The sequence below is a fragment of the Pseudomonas gingeri genome (genome assembly GCF_013385425.1).
Taxonomy (GTDB): domain Bacteria; phylum Pseudomonadota; class Gammaproteobacteria; order Pseudomonadales; family Pseudomonadaceae; genus Aquipseudomonas; species Aquipseudomonas gingeri_D.
Genome location: NZ_JACAQA010000013.1, coordinates 84,533 through 103,455, shown reverse-complemented (window position 1 = coordinate 103,455; position 18,923 = coordinate 84,533). Strand labels below are relative to the sequence as shown.

The following is an 18,923-nucleotide window of genomic DNA, read 5'->3' as shown; positions in this document are numbered from 1 at the left end:
CGCGAAGCTTTTGACGGCCTTGAGCGTGCCTGTGCGCTGAAGGCCTACACCCGAGGCTTAGCCCATATGTTCCTGATCGAGAATGATCGCGTTATCCAGGGTGTCCAGCAGCGCCTTGCGCACTTTCAGCTTGGTGTTCTTGTGGGCGGTCATATTGATCTTCTTCAGCGCCTGGGCGGCGGCGAGTGCGGTGTCCTTCAGCGCATCGGCGGCTACCACCTTGTCGAGGAAGCCGGCATCCACGGCATCCTGCGGGTTGAACATCTCGCCATTGATCACCGAGCGGTGGAATGCCGAACGACGCAGGCGATCGCGGGCCAGTTCGATCCCGGCGTGGTGCATGGTCATGCCGATCTGCACTTCATTCAGGCCGATGCTGAACGGCCCTTCGACGCCGATGCGATAGTCGGCCGAGAGCAACAGGAAAGCACCCTTGGCCACCGCGTGCCCCGGGCAGGCGACGATCACCGGGAAAGGGTGGGACAGCAGGCGGCGGGCGAGGGTGGAACCGGCGGTCACCAGGCTGACGGCTTCCCTGGGACCGGCGGTCATCACTTTCAGGTCGTAGCCGCCGGACAGGATACCGGGCTGGCCGGTGATGATCACGATAGCGCGGTCGGCGGTGGCCTGGTCCAGGGCGGCGTTGAACGCGGCAATCACGTCCGGGGAAATGGCATTGACCTTGCCATTGCTCAAGGTCAGGGTCGCGATACCGTCGTCGAGGTGGTAAGAGATCAATTCACTCATGACGCAATTCCTTATATAGAAGTGGGGCAGACGTTACCCAGCCGTTGGGGTCAGGTAAAGCGCCGTGACTGACTGGTGAGTCAGGCTTTTCCGCCCGTGGGCCGGGTGGACGGCTTGCGGCGGGCCTGCTGTGGAGAGGATAGAGCGCTACGCGCCGGGCCGGAGATTGGCGGTTTTGCCCTGCTCCGCGGGCCGAGGGGCTGGGGGAGTGCGACTGATCGACTTAACCGCATGAAAATTCTGAAAAAAACCTTTGCCATCGGAAAAGCTTTCGACTACATTAGCGCGCCTCGACAGACTGAATAGGTTTGACGAGATACGGTGAAGTGTCCGAGTGGCTTAAGGAGCACGCCTGGAAAGTGTGTATACAGGAAACTGTATCGAGAGTTCGAATCTCTCCTTCACCGCCACATTCTGCAAACACAAACCCCTGATTTTCCTAGAGAAAGTCGGGGGTTTGTGGTTTTTGGCGTCTGAAAAAGGGCGTTATATCGCGGGAAGCTGCGCCAGCCGTTGAGCGCTGGCACGGACCTCAATCATGAAGGCTTGAGCTGCTTGTGGGTTGTCCGAGCCGCGATATAGGCGGCTGCGTCATCCAGATTCTTGATTGCGGTTTTCAGCCACTCAACGCGCGTCGGCACCCCACTTCCTGAAGGTGGCTTCCACTTCCTCATCCGTGGCGAAGTCGCTCATATCAGCTTCTTCTACAGCACGCTGAATCTCGGCGATTTGCCACGTTTTACGAGCTAGGTAGTCGCGTAGGGCGTCGATGGCAATGGCAGATTTACTACGACCAGTCGCTTTTGCCTGGTTGGCGAGGGTGTCAGCCATCTTGTCGGGGAGGTGCGCTAGCAGTCCGTCGCGAATAATGTCCAAGCCTGTCTGAGACCTGGCTGATGAGAGTACGGCCGCGTGCATACGAGGCTTTGGCTTGTGCATTGGGCTTGTCTTCACGCATGTGCTGAACAAAACGCGTAGCGTCGTTATCACTCAGCTCAACGCAGCCGAAGATGTCGCTTTTGATTGCCATTGGCATTTCCTTGCAGCAGTCACCGCTGTTTTGTCATTTTTTTTGCATCGTAATGACGATGTCGACTGACTGTTTGTCGATCACGCCCGCCTTATGCAATGCAGTCAAGTCATCACGCCAGAGAGGATTGTTTTTGAAGTAAGCCGCATCATCGTTTCTCTTCGGTGATGCGGCTTATTACCAGTTTCAACTAGAGCGGCATTCTTTCCGTCGGCTGTATTAGCCCTGGCATATCTCGCCACCTGACCCACGCCTCGTTCTGCCAATGCAGCAGACTGACCGCATGACCTGCCCAGTGTAGCGAACTAAGGCTAGGACCTTGATTGGGGATGCTTGTCTGGATATTTCTCAATGCAGGAATGACTTCATGTGTCAGCCATTGCCGCAGACTCTGGTTTTCCGGGATGTGATGGTGAACCATCAAGGCGTAGACGCCCGACTCACTGACCATCAGGGTTTCCTGGATTTTTCCATGGTAGTTCAGCCAGAGCATGCGGCGCTGATCGCTGTCGAGCTTGCGAGCCAGACGCTCGTCCAGTGGACGGCCCATCAGGCGACCAAGGTCAGTCAGGCTGAACCAGGCTTGTGATTCCAGCATCAGGGCATGGATAAAACGATTATGACGAGGGAAGCGCGTGGTTTCGAAGTGTTCGTTCATGTTGAGGTGTCCGAGTAGTTATTAACTGGAGCCGCCTCGTATTCACAGGACGCCAATCCTGTATCGCTGAATGTACAGTGATGAATGAACCCTAACGCCGAACGGATAGCTGGGAAAGGGGAAATAGCGCTGGATTTTGTAAGAAAAGGCGTTGTTTTAATTGGCGGACGGATCAACAAGTGCAGGTCCACTCATGGACGAGCCTGTAAAATTCTCACCACGCACTCTCCGCTGGTCAGCAGCGATGCCAGGGATGTGCCATGCCATATGCTGGACGAGGGGAGTTGCAGGAGCGCAATGGCCTGTAGCCAACCGGCGGACTCGCTGACTGACTCCGGGATCCCTGATTCGCGTGAAACCTTTTCGGTGATAGTGGCCTAGCGCTATCATCCGGCTCCGGTTCTGAGTATCCTGAGCAAAAGTCCTTATCCCAGCGGGGCTTGCCTTGATCTCGATCTATCCAAGAGTGGTTTCCGAGAACCTCGAATAACTCGCCTCAGCCATTCCATCCGTATGGATATGTTGAGGAAAGTAACGGCTGCTCTTATTGCCATCAAACAGCTGTGGATAACATCGAGAAAAAACCAATAAAAACGTTCCTTCGAAGCCATATCGCGCCTGTACCTGCCATGGAAAGATCACCGGTGGTCCCCGGGGACAGCTCCCTGTTGCCCCGAAAACCAAAAACCGCATGCATTGTGGAGGATTGAATGAACAAATGGTTCGGCAATATCAGCGTCAACCTCAAGCTGGCCCTGGGCTTCGGCCTGGTACTGGCACTGACCACTGTCCTTGCCCTGACCAGCTGGACCAGCCTGGACAAGTTGATCTGGCGCAGTGATCGGATGGGCGATATCACCTTGTTAAATACCTTGCTGAACAAGGTGCGCGTGGCTCGCCTGCAGTACATGCTGAGCAATGGCGATGAAGCAGCGTCCCAGAACGTGCAGTCCGCCCTGGACGCATTCAGCACCCAGGATCAAAAACTGACCCAGACGTTCAAGAACCCGGATTTTGTGAAACTGCTTGGAGAACAGGCGGTCATTATCGGCAAATTCCAGCAGTCGCTGAATAAAATGCATGACGCCTATCGCGCCCGCAACAGTGCCCGACAAACCTTCAGCGATAACGGCGCGGCGGCCTTGAAGCTGATCGATGCGGTCAGTAGTAGCGTGCTGCAAATGCCTCCAGGCGACGCAGAGCGTATCGAACGCTTCCAGGCCGTCGCCCAGACCAGGGAGCAGTTCCTGCTCAGCCGTTTCGAAGTACGCGGTTACATTGCCGGGGCTAACGCGGATACCGAGCAGAAGGCCATCAACCAATTAAATGGAGCCATTGGCAGCCTGAAACAGCTTGGCGAACATTTCGGCTCGCCCCTGCCGGATGCATTGCGCCAGCTGGAAACCGCCCTGGGCAATTACCGAACCGCCTTTCTGGGCTACAAAACGGCCAATGATGTCGTTACCCAGACGGGCAAGGAACTGGCCGACCAAGTGGTGGAGATATCGGCTCGCAGCGAGGCCCTCTACCAGGGGCAGGTGGACAGCCGCGATAGCGAGGTCAGCCAGACGCGCATGATGCAATTGGGCAGCACCCTGTTGAGCTTGCTGTTCGGCATCCTGGCCGCGGTCATCATCACCCGCCAGATTACCCGACCGATCCGCGAAACCCTCGGCGTCGTCGAGCGCATTGCCGGTGGCGACCTCACTCACAACCAGGTGGTCACTCGCCGTGATGAACTGGGCACGCTGCAACAAGGCATCCAGCTCATGGGCGAGACCCTGCGCAACCTGATCAGCGGTATTCGCGATGGTGTCACGCAGATCGCCAGTGCCGCCGAGGAACTGTCGGCCGTGGCCGAGCAGACCAACCTGTTGGCGCTCAATGCCGCCATCGAAGCCGCCCGTGCCGGTGAGGCCGGTCGTGGTTTTGCCGTGGTCGCCGACGAAGTTCGCAGCCTGGCCCAGCGCACCCAGAAGTCTACCGAGGAAATCGAAGGCCTGGTCGCCGGCTTGCAGAGCGGTACCCAGCAGGTGGCCAACGTCATGAGCAACAGCCGTAGCCTGACCGATAACAGCGTTGCGCTGACGCGCAAGGCCGGTGTCTCACTGGGAAATATCACCCGCACAGTGTCTGACATCCAGTCGATGAACCAGCAGATCGCCGCCGCCGCCGAGCAACAAAGCACCGTGGCCGATGAGATCAGCCGTAGCATCATCAACGTCCGCGACATTTCCGAGCAGACCGCCGCCGCCAGCGACGAAACCGCCGCCTCCAGCGTCGAGCTGGCCCGCTTGGGCAACCAGTTGCAGATGATGGTCAGCCATTTCAAGGTTTGACGGAGCAAGGTGGAGTGGGGGACCGGTTTATCCCGCCAGCCAACCCACGCCTCGCTCAGCCCATGCCGCCGACTGACTGAATGACCCGCCCGTGTAGTGAACCGCGGCGGGTTCCGGTCCTGCCTCGAGGTTATCCATTCGCTAGGGCCTCGCCAGTGCGCGGGAATCGCAAACGTTTCAGCCACCGAGGCTCTGAACCAGGTTATCGAGCATTTCAATGGTCGCAGTGTCCTGTATCGGTTGCGCGACTACAGGCACTTCACGCTGGCGCATCAGGCGGTATTCGCTGGGCGTACAGTTGGCGAACTGCTTGAAGGCGCGGGCGAAGTAGGACGGATCCTTGAAGCCGGCTTCATAGCCGATGCTGGTAATGGGCATCTGGCTGTTGTCGAGCAGTTCCTTGGCGAAGTTCATGCGCTTGTTCAAGATGTAATCCGTGAAGCCGAGCCCGTAGGCTTCCTTGAACAGGCGGCTGAAGCGAAAGGCGGTCATGCCGCAGCGCTGGGCCAGTTCCTTCTGGTCGATACTGTCCCGGAAATGCTGGTCGATATACAGCAGTACATTGCTGAGCGCCTGGTGTTTCTGGTGGCCCGGGGTCATCCGGATACTGCCCGGCAGGGTCGGGGAATGGTCGATCTGCGGTGTCTTGCGCTGGTCTTTGACATGACGACGCAGCTTGTGGAGCTGGGCTACAGCCGCCAGGTAGCGATTCCTCTCGGAGACTGAAAGGGGCAACACCAGGTATTCCCAGACACAGGAACGCATGGCCCATACAGCCAGCTCTTCGGAGTGCTGCACGGTGAACATGGTGATGGGGATGGTGGGGGCGCTGCGTTTGGTCTCCAGCAACATCCTCAGGCCCGGTGTGTCCGGGCGATCGAAATGGATGCAGATCATGTCGGCCTGCATCTGGCTGGAGAACACCGACTCTTTCGCCAGTTTGCAGTCGCAGGCGTGCTCAAACTGCGTGATGAGCTCGCTTGTGGAGTGATCGTGGGTCCGATCGAACCACAGTAGTGATGGTTTCCTGGTCACGTTAGACGTCATGTGCTGGGCTCTGAGGTGCGTGCCGCCATCCACTGAGTAGTATTGTCAATTTGATATCATTTTTCAGACTAAATCCTGCTAAGGAGATCTTATTTTAGTTCTATACGATCCATATCTTGCCTGGTGGTCAGGACCGGGCAGTTGTTTATTGGCCTGTTGGCGTTGCACCCAGGATTAGCCGTTCGTCTCTTGTGAATGAAGGGCGTGCTATTGGCGAGTCACGCCTCGTTTCAACCTTTGCTTTTCCTTCCCCAGGGGCCAATAACCCGCTTGTTGGCCATGTCCGCAAAAAAGTCCTAGCGATACGCAAAATCCTCCTAACCCTCTTGGTGTTGCCCTGACTAAGGTAGCCACAAGCAGTGCAAAAAGAGCTGCTTTCCCCGGAAGAGCAACTATCGAAATGAGGTGTACAAAATGACTCTGCAAACAATCAAAACTTCGGTAATGAAGTTCGCCAAAGATGAAAACGGCCTGACCATCGTCGAATACGCGGTGGCCGGTGGGTTAATCACAGTGGCTGTCGCAGCCATATTCGTGAAGTTGGGGGGCGCGGTGAATACCCAAATCACGGCGCTGTGCGCAGCGGTCAAAGGTGCGGCCTGCTGATAGGCAATTGCCGTTGGGTGACACGGCGATGCCCATGGAACAGGCAGCTGTTTTTTATCCTTGCTGATGAGGCTGCCGGGCAACTTTCTCAATGGACTTCGCTCGACCTCTACCAACGTATGTTCTAAGCGGTTTTACCGCTGGAGTGGGAGAGAAACATGATGCTGCAAACAATAGGAACTTCGCTACGCAAGTTCGCCAAAGATGAAGATGGCCTGACCATTGTGGAATATGCGGTGGCGGGTGGATTGATTACGGTCGCTGTGGCTGTCGCCTTCACACTACTGGGCGGCAGTGTCAGTGCCAAGATCACGGCACTGTGCCAAATCGTCAATAACAACGTTGCGTGCTGACGATTAATCCCTTGCAGGGAGAAGCCCCATGTCCACGGAAATGCTGGTTTCGACTGTTTTGCTGATAGGACTGTTGGGCGTGGCGGTGGTGAGCGATCTGCTGCACCACCGTATTCCCAATACCTTGGTCCTGTTGGGACTTGCCTTGGGATTGGTCGGTCAGATGTATGCAGGAGGTGTAAGCGGATTGGGCGGCAGCCTGTTAGGCATCTTGATCTGTTTTGCGCTGTTCCTGCCCATGTACGCGCTCGGTGGCATGGCTGCCGGTGATGTCAAATTGATGGCTGTGGTTGGCGGTTTTTTACCCTTCCATTACGCGATATGGGCCGCGCTATTCAGCCTGATCGCCGGTGGCGTGTGCGGTTTGCTGATAGTGCTGGTTCGCGGTCAATTGTTTAAGACCCTGGGGCGCTATTGGCTGATTCTGAGGGCGCAGGCCTACCTGGCGCCGACTTCAGATGAAGTGGCCGGCAAGCCGTTCCCTTATTCGATTGCCATTTTGCTCGGTACGTTAAACACCGTCCATTGGCAACTCTTTGCCAATGGGTTGGGAGGTTAGTCATGCACGTCGTCGAGAGTGATGCCTGCCACAGTGAGCGAGAAGCGGTGCAGCGACTGGCCCCCCAGCCGTGCTCTATCAGCGAGACGGGCCTGACGGATAGTTTTCTCGGCGAGTTGGTGTGCAAGCACTTGTACGACGCCGGCGTGCTGGACATGTCGCGGCTGGTAGAACGCCTGGCGCTGACCGGTGCGGTCATGGAAGAGGTCCTGACGTTTTTACGCAAGGATGGGCGGGTCGAGGTGCTGGGTCAGTTCGGCGCACAAACGGGCGGGCAATCGCTGCGTTATGGCTTGACTGAACGCGGTCGTGGTGCTGCCCGCGATGCCCTGTCGCGTAGCGGCTATATCGGTGCGGCACCGTTCCCGGTGAGTACCTACCGCTCCCTGCTCAAGGTGCAGACCATTCACCACGGACATATCAATGCTCACGATATGCACACGGCGCTGAGCGGTATGGTGCTCTCCGAGGGGATGCTTGATCAACTGGGCGTGGCGCTGAACTCCGGGCGCGCGATCATGATTTATGGTCCGGCGGGTACCGGCAAGACCTATGTCAGCAGTCGCTTGATTCGCCTGTTTGACGAGGCCATCTGGGTGCCCCAGGCCATCGTGATCAATGAGTCGGTGATCGAGATTTATGACCCTCAGGTGCATCAGCGCCTGGATGATCACGGTCAACAGAACAATCTGATGCTCAACGAAGGGATCGACCGTCGCCTGCTTTGCTGCAAACGCCCGATCGTCATCACCGGCGGTGAGTTGAGCATGGAACAGCTGGACGTGCGTTATGACCCCTTCACCCGTCAGTACCAGGCCGCCTTGCAGCTCAAGGCCAGCAATGGCCTGTTCATCATCGATGACATGGGCCGCCAGCGCATGGCTCCCGCCGAACTGTTGAATCGCTGGATCGTCCCGATGGAGGAAAAGCGCGACTTCCTCAACCTCGGCGGCGGCCGGCATTGCGAGCTGCCGTTCGATCTGATTCTGGTGTTCTCAACCAACCTCAATCCCCTGGAGTTGGCCGACGAGGCCTTCTTGCGGCGGATTGGCTACAAGCTGCAATTCGGTTACCTGAAGCCCGATGAGTACGAACGGATCTGGCAACAGGAGTCCGAGCGCCTGGGCATTCGCTATGACCCGACGCTGGTGCGCTATGCCCTGCAGAAACTTTACGCCGTTGAAGGCATGCCCCTGGTGCCTTGCCATCCCCGTGATCTCCTGAGCATGGCGCTCGATCGTCAGCGTTACCAGGGCGGTTCCGGGCCACTGTCGCCGCAGGAACTGGAATGGGCCTGGCGCAACTACTTCGTCCAGCTCGACTTTCTTTGAGTAGGAGATACCGATATGAGCTCTCGTACCGCAACCCTGATTGGTGTTTCCCTGGTCATGGGCCTGGGCGCCGCCTGGATGGCCAACTCCTGGCTGAGCGCACGGCTCAATGCCAGCCCGGATGATCACCTGCGCAGCGTGGTGGTCGCCACGGTCGAGATTCCTTTCGGGCAGATGGTCGAGGCCCAGCAGGTCACGACCGTCCGCATGCCTATGGATACGATCCCGGACGATGCCTTCGATTCCAGCGACAAAGCCGTGGGCAAGATCGCCACGTTCGACATTCTGCGCGGGGACATCGTACGCGGTGCACGCTTGAGCGAACACCTGGGGGGCAGCACCTTGGCCTCGCTGATTGCACCCGACAAACGTGCCATTTCGGTACGGGTGGACGATGTGGTCGGCGTCGGCGGGTTCCTGTTGCCTGGTAACCGGGTCGATGTGCTGGCCACCAAACACGCCGATGGCAACGGCAACAATGCCGTATCCAGAACCATCCTCGAGAACTTGAGGGTGTTGGCGGTGGATCAGACCGCGGGCACCGATAAGACACAGCCGGTGGTGGTGCGTGCAGTGACACTGGAAATGACCGCCGCCGAGGCGGAGGCCCTGGTCACGGCGCAGACCGAAGGCAAGTTGCAACTGGCCCTGCGCAATCCGCTGAACAGCGAGAAAAAGCCCGCGACCGTCGCGCCTGTTGTGCAGGCCGTGGCAATGGCCAGCGAAACGGCGCCAAGGCGCGTGGTGCACCGTAGCGGCGGTGGCGGTGGGGCTATAACCGTTATTCGTGGCACCGAAGCCCATGTAGTCAATGTGCACTGACAGGACGCAATAGGTGCCTGGACAGCCAGGCGATGTTATCGGCAGGTGAGGGATTTATGATGTGTCCTCGAATTCAACAGCCGTTTTCGGTAACGCCAAGGCGCCAGCGGGGATCGGTGACCGTACTGATGGTGATCGCGTTGGCGGCGATCGGCATCATGGCTGCATTGGCGCTGGACGGCGGCCACCTGCTGCTGAACAAGACCCGCCTGCAAAATGCGGTGGACGCCGCGGCCCTGAGTGGCGCCAAAACCCTGAGCCAGGTCACCGGGGGTATCGGGATCGCCAGCACCACGCGCACTGCCGCGCTGAATACGCTGACGTTGAATGCCAATGCCACCGGCAACAGCGAACTGGCCACGGCCATCGGTGGCAGCGCCGGCACCTTCGCGGTGGTCGAACTGGCCAACAGCGTCTACGGGCCGTTCTCCTATCCGGGGCCGGCGAATGCCACTTATGTTCGGGTAACGGTAGCGAACTATCACCTGAACGGTTTTTTCTGGAAATTCGCCCAGTTATTCGGCGCTGGCGGTCTGGGCAGCAAGGCGGTGGCGGCGATGGCCACCGCTGGACCCAGCCCCACCAGCCCCTGTGATCTCGCACCACTGATGGTCTGTGGTGACCCAAACCAATACAACCCGAGCGCCGGGGTGTTCTGGGGTTATCACTTCGGTGATTTGCAGGATTTGAAAACGGGCTCTGGCTCTTCGTCCGCGATTGGCCCAGGCAACTTTCAACTGCTCGATTTCGGTTCGGGTGGCAGTACGGTCAGGGATGATCTGGCCGGAGGCGGCCTGGTGTGTCGCAGCGTTGGGCAAAATGTCACGACCGCACCAGGCAACAAAGTTGGCCCTACGTCCCAAGGATTGAACACCCGCTTCGGTCAGTACTCCGGAGGAGGGATCAGTGCCGCGCAGTATCCGCCAGACCTGATCGTCAGCTACAGCACGCCCGCGATCACCTGGAACAGCTCCAGTACACCTCCACGGGCGGAGTACAAGGGCCAGCCTGTCACGTCGAGTAATGGCAATCTCTCCGCTGGTGGTACGGCGCTCCTGGGCTACAACGACTGGCTGGCGAGTTCCGCCGGGTGTGTTGCCGGTTCAGGCACGGGGTGCCAGAGCGGTGGAGTCTTCGAACGACGGATGCTGAAAGTCGTGATTGGCAACTGCACCGGGCAAAACAACGGTGCCACCTCGATTCCCGTCCTGGGTTTTGGCTGTTATTTCGTGGTCCAGCCGGCCGCCAGCGGCGGAAGTACTTCGGAGATCTTCGGCCAGTTCGTCCAGGAGTGCGAAGGCGATAACGTGCCGGGTCCCAATCCTTCGGGTGATTCCGGCCCGCAGATCATTCAGCTCTACAAAACCTATATCAATGGCAGCAGCACTCCGAGCAACGACTCGTAGGGGGCGTCATGGGACCTCACACGTTTAAACAACCAAGGGGCCAACAAGGAGTGGCCTTGGTGGAATTCACTCTGGTCTTGCCGTTGCTGTTGCTGCTGTTACTGGCCCTCGGTGAGTTCGGCCGAATGCTGTTTCAGTACAACACCCTGTTACAGGCCAGCCGCGATGCCGGCCGTTACGTGGCCAGCCAGGCCTGGAACTCGACGCTCGGTACTGTTGCCTTGAGCAGCACGCTGCTGACCCAGACGAAAAACGTGGCGGTCTATGGTGTGCCTGCCAGCACCGGGACAGCGGTGGTGTCGGGGTTGACGAGCGCAAATGTGGCGGTCTCCGTGCTGGGCACCGACCATGTGCAGGTCACCATTACCTATACCTTCTGCCCGGTGATCGGCGCAGGCAATTGTACCGGCTCGATCAGAGGGCTGTTTCCCACGCCGATTGCGCTGAGTATTCCGCTGGTCGCCACGACTGTCATGAGGGTCCTGTGATGAATCGCAGACAGATGCGCGGGGTGTATGTGGTGGAGTTCGCCTTCATCGGCTTGCTGGTGTTCATTCTGTTGTTTGGCGTGCTGGAAATGGGCCGCCTGTACTTCACCGTGAATGCCCTTGATGAATCCGTACGGCGCGGCGCGCGCCTGGCGGCGGTGTGCAATATCAGCGATCCGATCGTCTTGCAGCGGGCGATCTTCAACGCTGCGGGCAACACAGGTTCGAGCCCGCTGATCAGCAATCTGAACACCGGCAACCTGACGCTGACCTATCTGGACAGCAACGGTGCCGTGGTGGCCAACCCCACCGACACCACCAGTTCCACGGGCTTCCGTGCCATCCGTTATGTCCAGCTGAGCCTGCAGGGCTACGTGTTCAATTTATTCATTCCCGGGTTTGGCGTACCTATTACCTTGCCCACCTTCAGGGCGACCTTGCCACGCGAAGCCCTTGGACATCATTCCGAATCAGGGGAGGTCACTCCATGCTGAATACAAAGGAAACTCCGTTAACCCTCGCGACCGGCAAACCCGGGCTGCGATTGCTGATCAGCAGCCGTGATGCCACGGCGTTGCGTGATCTGCAAAGCGTTTGCCAGCGCGTAGCGAGCCTGGAAGTGAGCACTCGCCTGGTGAGCAATGGGCATGTCGACCCGCTCTATGGTCTGGAGCGGATGCCCGATCTGTTGTTGGTACGCGTCAGCCACCTGTGGCGCGAGGAACTGGCGGCACTGCTCCAGCGTCCGGCCCATGAGCGTCCGCCGCTGTTGGTGTGCGGCTCGCTGAGTGATCAGGAGGGTATGCGCCTGGCAATGCAGGCCGGCGCTCGTGATGTCTTGCCGGAGCCGATTGCCGAGACGGAATTGGTGGCCGCCTTGAATCGTCTGGTCGTGGAGGTCCGGGTCAGCAGTGGGGTCGAAGGCAAACTGATCGCCGTGATGAGCGCCAAGGGCGGCTCCGGCGCTACCTTGCTGGCTTGCAATCTGGCCCATCAGCTCAGCGTCAAGGGCGGCAATACCCTGTTGCTGGATATGGATCTGCAATTTGGCAGCGTGACGCATTACCTGGATGTGGCGCAGTCGCATAGCCATCTGGAGGTATTGCAGCAGGTCGAGGAGATGGACGGGGTCGCATTGCGCGGATTTTGCAGCCACTTCAGCCCGACCTTGCATGTGCTTGGTGGCCGGGCCGGCGAGCTGTACCTGCCGCAGGATGCCCAGTCCGAACAACTCGATACCTTGTTGCAGTTGGCCCGCTCAAGCTATGACTGGGTGGTGGTCGACCTGCCGCGACAGATCGACCACCTGACCAGCTCCGTGCTGGAGCAGGCGGATCGGGTCTATGTCGTGGTGCAACAGAGCGTCAGCCATCTTCGTGATGCCAGCTCCCTGTTGCGGATTCTTCGCGAAGACCTCGGCGTGCGCGGCGATCAATTGCAGGTGGTGGTCAATCGCTATGACAAAGCGGCAGCGATCAGTCTCAAGGATATCGGCGAGGCGCTGCGTTGCGCGAATCTGCTGCATTTGCCCAACGACTTCAATCTGGTCAGCCAGAGCCAGAACTCAGGTGTGCCGTTGGGGCTACAAGCGCCGCGGGCTGCAATCACCGTCGCCATGCGCGAGATGACCGAGCAGTTGGCCGGTAACCGGATGACCGGGGACAAAAGCGTGTTCAAACGCGTCTTCAACCGTTTTTTCAGGGGATAACCCATGATCAGCGACTTTCGTAACCGCTTGCGCAAACAGTCCGGCAAACCCGCCGTATCGTTGCTGGGTCAGCAGGGCGATGACCTGCCGGATCCTGCCGAGGAGTTGATGGCGTGGGAGCGTGCAGCGCCGGACATTCTTTATGAGACCAAGAGCCAGGTCACTCCGGTGGAGGCCGAGTGGCGGGAAAAGATCTATCAGCAATTGCTTAAAGTCATGGACCTGTCCTTGCTCGACTCGCTTGAGCAGGCCGAAGCGACCCGGCAGATTCGTGATATTTGCCAGCGTCTGCTGGATGAGCATTCAGCACCGGTCAGTTCGGTCAGCCGCCAGTTGATCATCAAGCAGATTACCGACGAGGTGCTCGGTCTTGGCCCGTTGGAACCGTTGCTGGCGGATCAAAGCGTGTCCGATATCCTGGTCAACGGCCATGCCTCGGTCTATGTCGAGCGCTTCGGCAAGTTGCAGCGGACCGATGTGCGCTTTCGCGACGATCAGCATTTGCTGAACATCATCGACCGTATCGTTTCCAGCCTGGGGCGGCGTATCGACGAGTCTTCGCCTTTGGTGGATGCGCGGCTCAAGGATGGTTCGCGGGTCAACGCGATTATCCCGCCATTGGCCATCGACGGCCCGAGCATGTCGATTCGCCGCTTTGCCGTGGACCTGCTCAACACCGACAGCCTGATCCAGGTCGGGACCTTGACCCCGGGCATTGCTTTGCTGCTCAAGGCGATTGTGCGTGGACGTTTGAACGTCTTGATCTCCGGTGGTACCGGCAGCGGCAAGACCACCATGCTCAATGTGCTGTCCAGTTTTATTCCGCAAAACGAGCGGATCGTCACCATTGAAGACTCGGCCGAGTTGCAACTGCAGCAGCCGCATGTAGTGCGTCTGGAAACCCGTCCTTCGAATATCGAGGGGCGTGGCGAGGTGAGCCAGCGCGAATTGGTGCGCAACAGTCTGCGGATGCGCCCGGACCGCATTGTGATCGGCGAAGTGCGTGGCGCCGAGGCGCTGGACATGCTGACGGCGATGAACACCGGCCACGACGGCTCGTTGACCACGATCCACGCCAATACCGCGCGCGATGCATTGGGGCGAATCGAGAACATGGTGTCGATGACCGGGGCGACTTTCCCGATCAAGGCCATGCGTCAGCAGATTGCATCGGCCATCGATGTGGTGATCCAGCTGGAGCGTCAGGAGGATGGCAAACGGCGCCTGGTCAGCGTGCAGGAGGTCAACGGCATGGAAGGCGAGATCATCACCATGACCGAAATTTTTTCCTTTGCCCGCAGTGGCATGGGCGAACAGGGCGAAGTGCTCGGCGAGTATCGGCCCAGCGGCATGATTCCGGCCTTTCGCGACGTGCTGGCCAAGCGTGGCATCGAGTTGCCGCTCGCCCTGTTCAGGCCTGAATGGATGGAGGGACGGCAGTCATGAACGCTATCTCGGGTGAATTCATTCTGATCTTTCTCGGCATGGTGTTTATTGCCGTCTTTCTCCTGGCCCAGGGCGTGACGGTGCCGGTGTTCGGGGAGGCGGGCAAGATGCGCAAGCGCATTCGCGGTCGCCTGCACGTGCTGGAGAAAGCCAACAACCTGCCGAATATGCAGACCGTGCTGCGGCAGAAATACCTGACCCGCTTGTCGCCACTGGAGGCCATGCTTGAGCAACTGCCGCTCATGGCCAATCTGACACAGTTGATTGAGCAGTCCGGACATGACTATCGGGCCTATCGGCTGCTATTGCTCGGGATCGCCTTGGGAGGCGGGGGCGCGGCGCTGGTCTTGCTGCTGGCCTCACCCTGGTGGATGGCGCTGGCGGTTGCCGTGGTGCTGGCCTGGCTGCCGCTGCTGAAAATCTTCCGCGACCGTAACAAACGCTTTGCGGCGTTCGAAGAAGGCTTGCCGGATGCGCTGGATGCCATGTGCCGGGCGCTGCGCGCCGGTCATCCATTCAACGAAACCCTGCGTTTGGTTGCCGAAGAACACAAGGGGCCGGTGGCTCATGAGTTTGGCCTGACCTTCGCCGATATCAACTATGGCAATGATGTACGCCGGGCCATGCTCGGTCTGCTGGAACGTATGCCGAGCATGACGGTGATGATGCTGGTGACGTCGATCCTCATTCATCGCGAGACCGGCGGCAATCTGACCGAGGTGCTGGAGCGTTTGAGTCGGCTGATCCGCGGGCGCTTCCGCTTTCAGCGCAAGGTCAAGACCTTGTCGGCTGAAGGACGTATGTCGGCCTGGGTGCTGGTGTCCATTCCTTTTGTACTGGCAACGGCGATCCTGGTCACGACCCCCAGCTACCTGCCGGTACTGAGCAATGACCCCCTCGGCCATAAGCTGATCATCGGGGCATTCTGCGCAATGCTGGTCGGGATTCTCTGGATCCGCAAAATCATCCGGATCCAGGTTTAAGTGGTTTTCGCTACGCGGAGGTGCGGGTCATGGACTATCTACTCGGGTTGTTCAGTCGGGTGACGAGTAATGAGGCGCTGGCACGCCTGTTGTTCGTCAGTGCGATCGGTATGAGTGCGGTGTTGGCGGTGGTTACCCTGATGTTATTGTTCCTGGGGCTTCAGGATCCAATGCGGCGGCGTCTTGCACTGATCAAGCGCGGGCATTTCGGCAGCACGGTGGGAGCCGATGCCCCCGGTAATCTGCAACTGTTGCTGGAAAGGGTCGGTCAGCGCTTTGGTTCAACCGAAGCCGCCCAGGCGTCGGCAACCCAGTTGCTGTTGATACACGCGGGATACCGTTCGTCTTCGGCGGCGCAGATGTACTGGGCGGTGCGCTTGCTGCTGCCGCTGGTATTGGTCGGTCTTGCGCTGCTGGTGTTACCACTGATTCCCAGGCTTTCCCTGGCCCCGGGCCTGTTGCTGTTGATCCTGGTAGCGGGCATCGGCTGGTTGCTGCCTGGACTGTATGTCAGCAAGCGCAAGCAGCTGCGACAAGGCAGGCTGCGCGCGGCCTTTCCGGATGCGCTGGATCTGATGGTGGTCTGCGTGGAGTCGGGTCTGGCCTTGCCGACGACCATCGAACGGGTGGCTGAAGAGATGTCGGTCAGTCAGGTCGAACTGGCCGAGGAGCTGGCCCTGGTCAATGCGCAAATCCGTGCCGGCATCAGCAGTACCGAGGCGCTGAAGCAACTGGCCGTGCGTACCGGGCTGGAAGATGTGCAAGGCTTGGTCAGTCTCTTGGGGCAGAGCATCCGCTTCGGCACCAGCGTGGCCGATACCCTGCGTATCTACGCCGATGAGTTCCGCGATCGGCGTACGCAGGCCGCCGAAGAAATGGGCGCGAAAATCGGTACCAAGCTGATCTTCCCGCTGATTTTCTGTCTATGGCCGAGTTTCTTCCTGATCGCGATCGGCCCGGCCATGATCGGGGTGCTCAACGCTTTCGGGATGCCGTGAGGTCAGCGCGACTCAGTCACGGAGGTGACTCATTTGCTGCTCATATTTCCCGATGCCTTTTGATCAAAATGCTCGGGAATCGGATAGGTGAAGCTATTGAGCCAGCGCTGCATGGCCAGATCACGTTCGGTGGCCGAAACGCTTTGCAGTCGCGGCGAGGCCACCACACCGCGAATCTGTAGTTGCATCCACTGTTCAGTGCCTTGTTGCGGTGCTGAAGAGGGGCCGGGCTCAATCGCCCAGGCGGTCGTGGACAGGCAAGCCATGCAGACTATCAACAGCCTCTTGGTATTCATCTCGATTCCTCGTTTTTCCTACTTGATCGCATTGGTTGAGGCATCGACTACCTCGGCCGTGCGACTGCCCTCGGAAACCAGCGCTTTCTTGCCTGGGGTCTTGAGTCTTGCTGCGCGAGTTTGAGCGTCGGTGACCTGCTTGGGGCTCAGGTTGGCGCGGTTCGCCAGTTCGGCAGCCTGCTTCCAGTTATCCTGATAGATCAGCAGTGTCACCATATTCAGTGCCGCCAGTGAATCGGACTGCTTGAGCTCCATGGCGGTCAGAAACTCGAAACGTGCTTCATTGATCCGTTGCTGATTGAGGTAGACCACCCCCAGGTCATTGCGGATTTTTTCGTCGGTGGGCGCCATCTTCTTCGCCCGCTCAAGGTGCTCCATGGCGGCCGCGTTATCGTTCCTGGCCGCGGCCAACTGGCCCAGGCCATGCTCGCCTTCAGCGGCCAGACAAGTGCCGAGCAGGCCCTGATACAACGGTTCGGCGTCGTTACGCCCAAGCAGGCGCAGTATTCGTGCCTTGCGCAGGCGCACCTGAACCAGGTTGTCAGGCAGTCCTTCCAGGTTCGCCAGGCTGGCATACAACCGGCCATCGTTGGTCATGTCGTCGGCCAGGTTCAGGCTCAACTGCTGATCCGAGCTGGGACTGGCGCAGCTACTTGGTCTTGAAGACAGGCCATTGCTGGCACAACCTGCGAGCATCACTGTCGCCGCTATGGCTACGAGCGCTTTCATAGAGCCTCCTCCGGCTACAACAGGGTGAACGCTTGGCCAATGGCAACCAATCTGGCCGGGGAGAAACGCTCAAGATCATTGGCGTGACGAGTGATGGCACGCCAGCTCGGGTTCAGTTTCGGGCTCATTGCGAGAGTCCCATGCGATTGTCGAAGTCGCCGCTATCGAGGAAGTACATACGGTAGAAGTTCGGGTCGTAGTTGCGCAGTTGCTCGCCGGGCAACGATGGGAGTTGCGCGTTGGCGGCCAGTGGCTGGACCAGGTGCGGGGTGACGATCATCAACAGTTCGCGCTCTTCACGGTTAATGGTGTTATTGCGGAAGAATGCGCCGAGAATCGGAATATCGCCCAACCCGGGAAACTTGTTCACCTGGGAGCTGTTGTTGGTGCTGATCAGGCCGCTGATGACGAAACTTTCGCCGTCGGCCAGGGAAATGCTGGTGTCGGTACGTCGCACGGTCAGCGCCGGGACCACGGTACCGGCGATCTGCACGGCGTTGGTGAAGTCCAGCTCGCTCACCTCGGGGGCCACTTTCAGGGCAATGCGATTTTTTCCGATGATGGTCGGGGTCAGGGTCAGGCGGACACCGAACTCCTTGTACTCGATGGAGATGTTGTTGCTGCTTGAGCTGGGCACCGGAATCGGTACTTCGCCACCGGCAAGAAAACTCGCACTCTGGCCGCTGAGGGCCACCAGGCTTGGCCGTGCCAGGGTGTAGGCAAAGCCACTGCCTTCCAGGGCATTGATCATCCCCAGCACATTGCCGCCGCCAAAGCCGATATTGAAAGTGCCGTTATTCAGCGGGATGTTTGGCGCCAGGCTACCAATGCGGCCCGGGGTCACAGTGACCCCGGGCACAGTGCCCGGCGAGCCGAACAGAAAGTTGCCGCTTTTGCCGAAGATCGACGTGCTGGCCTCTTTCAATTTGGTACGACTGACTTCGACGAAGCGAATGTCGGTTTGCACCTGGCTCGGCAGCAGCGGGTCTTCGGAAGGCATCGTCGACAGGCTGGTCAGTGCCGAAGTGGCCTTGCCCTTGACGAACACCATGCTTTGGCGAGGTGTCGGCGAACAGCTGGTCCAGACCATCAGGCTGGTGGTTCCCGGAGTGACGCCGGTGAGGATAAAGGCACTACCGCCGCTGGTTTGCACGTCGGCAATTTTCGGGTCGCCCACTGCCAGTTGGGTAATCGCGACCGGCATGCGCAGTTCATCCTGAAGTCCCTGGCCGACCTCGAACACGCTGGGCAAACTGGCCAATTGCGAGCAGTTGCCTGCGGCGGCGTGAGCTGCGTCCATGCCAAGGACCAGCAGCAACAGGCCATGAGTCATTGTTTTCAGAGCGGGCAGGGTACGATCGTGCATAACTTCATCCT

The 18,923-nt window shown here is 58.9% G+C and carries 20 protein-coding genes and 1 tRNA gene; 14 read left to right on the top strand and 7 right to left on the bottom strand.

Annotated elements, in window-relative coordinates; genetic code table 11:
- Nucleotides 1-57: 57 nt before the first annotated feature.
- Nucleotides 58-747 (bottom strand): crotonase/enoyl-CoA hydratase family protein, encoded by a 690-nt coding sequence (locus HX830_RS17975; RefSeq protein ID WP_152737083.1) that lies wholly within the window; start codon nt 745-747, stop codon nt 58-60.
- A gap of 320 nt (nt 748-1,067) precedes the next feature.
- Here HX830_RS17975 and HX830_RS17970 point away from each other — a divergent pair.
- Nucleotides 1,068-1,157 (top strand) — tRNA-Ser (locus tag HX830_RS17970).
- A gap of 214 nt (nt 1,158-1,371) precedes the next feature.
- Here the strand turns inward: HX830_RS17970 and HX830_RS17965 are convergent.
- Both HX830_RS17965 and HX830_RS17960 read right to left on the bottom strand, forming a co-directional pair.
- Nucleotides 1,372-1,614, bottom strand: a complete 243-nt coding sequence (locus tag HX830_RS17965; RefSeq protein ID WP_370868247.1) for a CopG family ribbon-helix-helix protein — start codon at nt 1,612-1,614, stop codon at nt 1,372-1,374.
- A gap of 353 nt (nt 1,615-1,967) precedes the next feature.
- Nucleotides 1,968-2,435, bottom strand: a complete 468-nt coding sequence (locus tag HX830_RS17960; protein ID WP_152737080.1) for a BRO-N domain-containing protein — start codon at nt 2,433-2,435, stop codon at nt 1,968-1,970.
- Nucleotides 2,436-3,145: 710 nt separating this feature from the next.
- Here HX830_RS17960 and HX830_RS17955 point away from each other — a divergent pair.
- A complete protein-coding gene (locus HX830_RS17955; protein WP_177101627.1) occupies nt 3,146-4,774 on the top strand; it encodes a methyl-accepting chemotaxis protein in 1,629 nt (542 codons plus the stop codon).
- A gap of 177 nt (nt 4,775-4,951) precedes the next feature.
- Here HX830_RS17955 and HX830_RS17950 read toward each other — a convergent pair whose 3' ends face one another.
- Nucleotides 4,952-5,821 (bottom strand): helix-turn-helix transcriptional regulator, encoded by an 870-nt coding sequence (locus HX830_RS17950; protein WP_152737078.1) that lies wholly within the window; start codon nt 5,819-5,821, stop codon nt 4,952-4,954.
- 414 nt (nt 5,822-6,235) lie between these two features.
- Between HX830_RS17950 and HX830_RS17945 the strand changes: the two genes are divergently transcribed.
- From HX830_RS17945 to HX830_RS17890, 12 genes are all read left to right on the top strand, one after another.
- Nucleotides 6,236-6,427 (top strand): Flp family type IVb pilin, encoded by a 192-nt coding sequence (locus tag HX830_RS17945; RefSeq protein WP_152737077.1) that lies wholly within the window; start codon nt 6,236-6,238, stop codon nt 6,425-6,427.
- A 158-nt stretch (nt 6,428-6,585) separates the two neighbouring features.
- A complete protein-coding gene (locus HX830_RS17940; protein ID WP_152737076.1) occupies nt 6,586-6,780 on the top strand; it encodes a Flp family type IVb pilin in 195 nt (64 codons plus the stop codon).
- 28 nt (nt 6,781-6,808) lie between these two features.
- Complete coding sequence (locus HX830_RS17935; RefSeq protein ID WP_152737075.1) at nt 6,809-7,339, top strand: A24 family peptidase; 531 nt, start codon at nt 6,809-6,811, stop codon at nt 7,337-7,339.
- A 2-nt stretch (nt 7,340-7,341) separates the two neighbouring features.
- Nucleotides 7,342-8,670 (top strand): AAA family ATPase, encoded by a 1,329-nt coding sequence (locus HX830_RS17930; protein WP_152737074.1) that lies wholly within the window; start codon nt 7,342-7,344, stop codon nt 8,668-8,670.
- Between the two features lie 15 nt (nt 8,671-8,685).
- Complete coding sequence (gene cpaB, locus HX830_RS17925; protein WP_152737073.1) at nt 8,686-9,492, top strand: Flp pilus assembly protein CpaB; 807 nt, start codon at nt 8,686-8,688, stop codon at nt 9,490-9,492.
- A gap of 56 nt (nt 9,493-9,548) precedes the next feature.
- Nucleotides 9,549-10,898 carry a TadE/TadG family type IV pilus assembly protein gene (locus HX830_RS17920; RefSeq protein ID WP_152737072.1) on the top strand — a complete coding sequence of 450 codons (1,350 nt, stop codon included), beginning with the start codon at nt 9,549-9,551 and terminating at the stop codon, nt 10,896-10,898.
- Nucleotides 10,899-10,906: 8 nt separating this feature from the next.
- Nucleotides 10,907-11,386 (top strand): TadE/TadG family type IV pilus assembly protein, encoded by a 480-nt coding sequence (locus HX830_RS17915; protein WP_152737071.1) that lies wholly within the window; start codon nt 10,907-10,909, stop codon nt 11,384-11,386.
- Nucleotides 11,386-11,880, top strand: coding sequence for a TadE/TadG family type IV pilus assembly protein (locus HX830_RS17910; RefSeq protein ID WP_152737070.1), 495 nt, complete (start codon nt 11,386-11,388; stop codon nt 11,878-11,880). The genes HX830_RS17915 and HX830_RS17910 overlap by 1 nt, the downstream gene beginning before the upstream one ends.
- The gene (locus HX830_RS17905) at nt 11,874-13,094 is read left to right on the top strand and encodes an AAA family ATPase (RefSeq protein WP_152737069.1); all 1,221 of its coding nucleotides are present in this window, start codon (nt 11,874-11,876) and stop codon (nt 13,092-13,094) included. Before HX830_RS17910 ends, HX830_RS17905 begins: the two co-directional genes overlap by 7 nt.
- A gap of 3 nt (nt 13,095-13,097) precedes the next feature.
- Entirely contained in the window at nt 13,098-14,540 is a 1,443-nt protein-coding gene (locus tag HX830_RS17900) for a CpaF family protein (RefSeq protein ID WP_152737068.1), read from the top strand.
- A complete protein-coding gene (locus tag HX830_RS17895; protein ID WP_152737067.1) occupies nt 14,537-15,523 on the top strand; it encodes a type II secretion system F family protein in 987 nt (328 codons plus the stop codon). Before HX830_RS17900 ends, HX830_RS17895 begins: the two co-directional genes overlap by 4 nt.
- A gap of 29 nt (nt 15,524-15,552) precedes the next feature.
- Nucleotides 15,553-16,521, top strand: coding sequence for a type II secretion system F family protein (locus HX830_RS17890; RefSeq protein WP_152737066.1), 969 nt, complete (start codon nt 15,553-15,555; stop codon nt 16,519-16,521).
- A gap of 29 nt (nt 16,522-16,550) precedes the next feature.
- Here the strand turns inward: HX830_RS17890 and HX830_RS17885 are convergent, their stop codons facing one another.
- The 3 genes from HX830_RS17885 to HX830_RS17875 form a co-directional block, all read right to left on the bottom strand.
- On the bottom strand, nt 16,551-16,817 hold the full coding sequence (locus tag HX830_RS17885) for a DUF3613 domain-containing protein (RefSeq protein WP_152737065.1): 267 nt from the start codon (nt 16,815-16,817) through the stop codon (nt 16,551-16,553).
- An 18-nt stretch (nt 16,818-16,835) separates the two neighbouring features.
- Nucleotides 16,836-17,546 carry a tetratricopeptide repeat protein gene (locus HX830_RS17880; RefSeq protein ID WP_152737064.1) on the bottom strand — a complete coding sequence of 237 codons (711 nt, stop codon included), beginning with the start codon at nt 17,544-17,546 and terminating at the stop codon, nt 16,836-16,838.
- Nucleotides 17,547-17,670: 124 nt separating this feature from the next.
- Nucleotides 17,671-18,912: a type II and III secretion system protein family protein gene (locus HX830_RS17875; RefSeq protein ID WP_152737063.1), complete on the bottom strand. Its 1,242-nt coding sequence runs from the start codon at nt 18,910-18,912 to the stop codon at nt 17,671-17,673.
- Nucleotides 18,913-18,923 lie beyond the last annotated feature (11 nt).

Bases quoted from the DNA above. Each gene is read 5' to 3' on its own strand.
- HX830_RS17975 (WP_152737083.1), bottom strand. From the start codon at position 747: ATGAGTGAATTGATCTCTTACCACCTCGACGACGGTATCGCGACCCTG.
- HX830_RS17960 (WP_152737080.1), bottom strand. From the start codon at position 2,435: ATGAACGAACACTTCGAAACCACGCGCTTCCCTCGTCATAATCGTTTT.
- HX830_RS17955 (WP_177101627.1), top strand. From the start codon at position 3,146: ATGAACAAATGGTTCGGCAATATCAGCGTCAACCTCAAGCTGGCCCTG.
- HX830_RS17950 (WP_152737078.1), bottom strand. From the start codon at position 5,821: ATGACGTCTAACGTGACCAGGAAACCATCACTACTGTGGTTCGATCGG.
- HX830_RS17945 (WP_152737077.1), top strand. From the start codon at position 6,236: ATGACTCTGCAAACAATCAAAACTTCGGTAATGAAGTTCGCCAAAGAT.
- HX830_RS17940 (WP_152737076.1), top strand. From the start codon at position 6,586: ATGATGCTGCAAACAATAGGAACTTCGCTACGCAAGTTCGCCAAAGAT.
- HX830_RS17935 (WP_152737075.1), top strand. From the start codon at position 6,809: ATGTCCACGGAAATGCTGGTTTCGACTGTTTTGCTGATAGGACTGTTG.
- HX830_RS17930 (WP_152737074.1), top strand. From the start codon at position 7,342: ATGCACGTCGTCGAGAGTGATGCCTGCCACAGTGAGCGAGAAGCGGTG.
- cpaB (WP_152737073.1), top strand. From the start codon at position 8,686: ATGAGCTCTCGTACCGCAACCCTGATTGGTGTTTCCCTGGTCATGGGC.
- HX830_RS17920 (WP_152737072.1), top strand. From the start codon at position 9,549: ATGATGTGTCCTCGAATTCAACAGCCGTTTTCGGTAACGCCAAGGCGC.
- HX830_RS17915 (WP_152737071.1), top strand. From the start codon at position 10,907: ATGGGACCTCACACGTTTAAACAACCAAGGGGCCAACAAGGAGTGGCC.
- HX830_RS17910 (WP_152737070.1), top strand. From the start codon at position 11,386: ATGAATCGCAGACAGATGCGCGGGGTGTATGTGGTGGAGTTCGCCTTC.
- HX830_RS17905 (WP_152737069.1), top strand. From the start codon at position 11,874: ATGCTGAATACAAAGGAAACTCCGTTAACCCTCGCGACCGGCAAACCC.
- HX830_RS17900 (WP_152737068.1), top strand. From the start codon at position 13,098: ATGATCAGCGACTTTCGTAACCGCTTGCGCAAACAGTCCGGCAAACCC.
- HX830_RS17895 (WP_152737067.1), top strand. From the start codon at position 14,537: ATGAACGCTATCTCGGGTGAATTCATTCTGATCTTTCTCGGCATGGTG.
- HX830_RS17890 (WP_152737066.1), top strand. From the start codon at position 15,553: ATGGACTATCTACTCGGGTTGTTCAGTCGGGTGACGAGTAATGAGGCG.
- HX830_RS17885 (WP_152737065.1), bottom strand. From the start codon at position 16,817: ATGAATACCAAGAGGCTGTTGATAGTCTGCATGGCTTGCCTGTCCACG.
- HX830_RS17880 (WP_152737064.1), bottom strand. From the start codon at position 17,546: ATGAAAGCGCTCGTAGCCATAGCGGCGACAGTGATGCTCGCAGGTTGT.
- HX830_RS17875 (WP_152737063.1), bottom strand. From the start codon at position 18,912: ATGCACGATCGTACCCTGCCCGCTCTGAAAACAATGACTCATGGCCTG.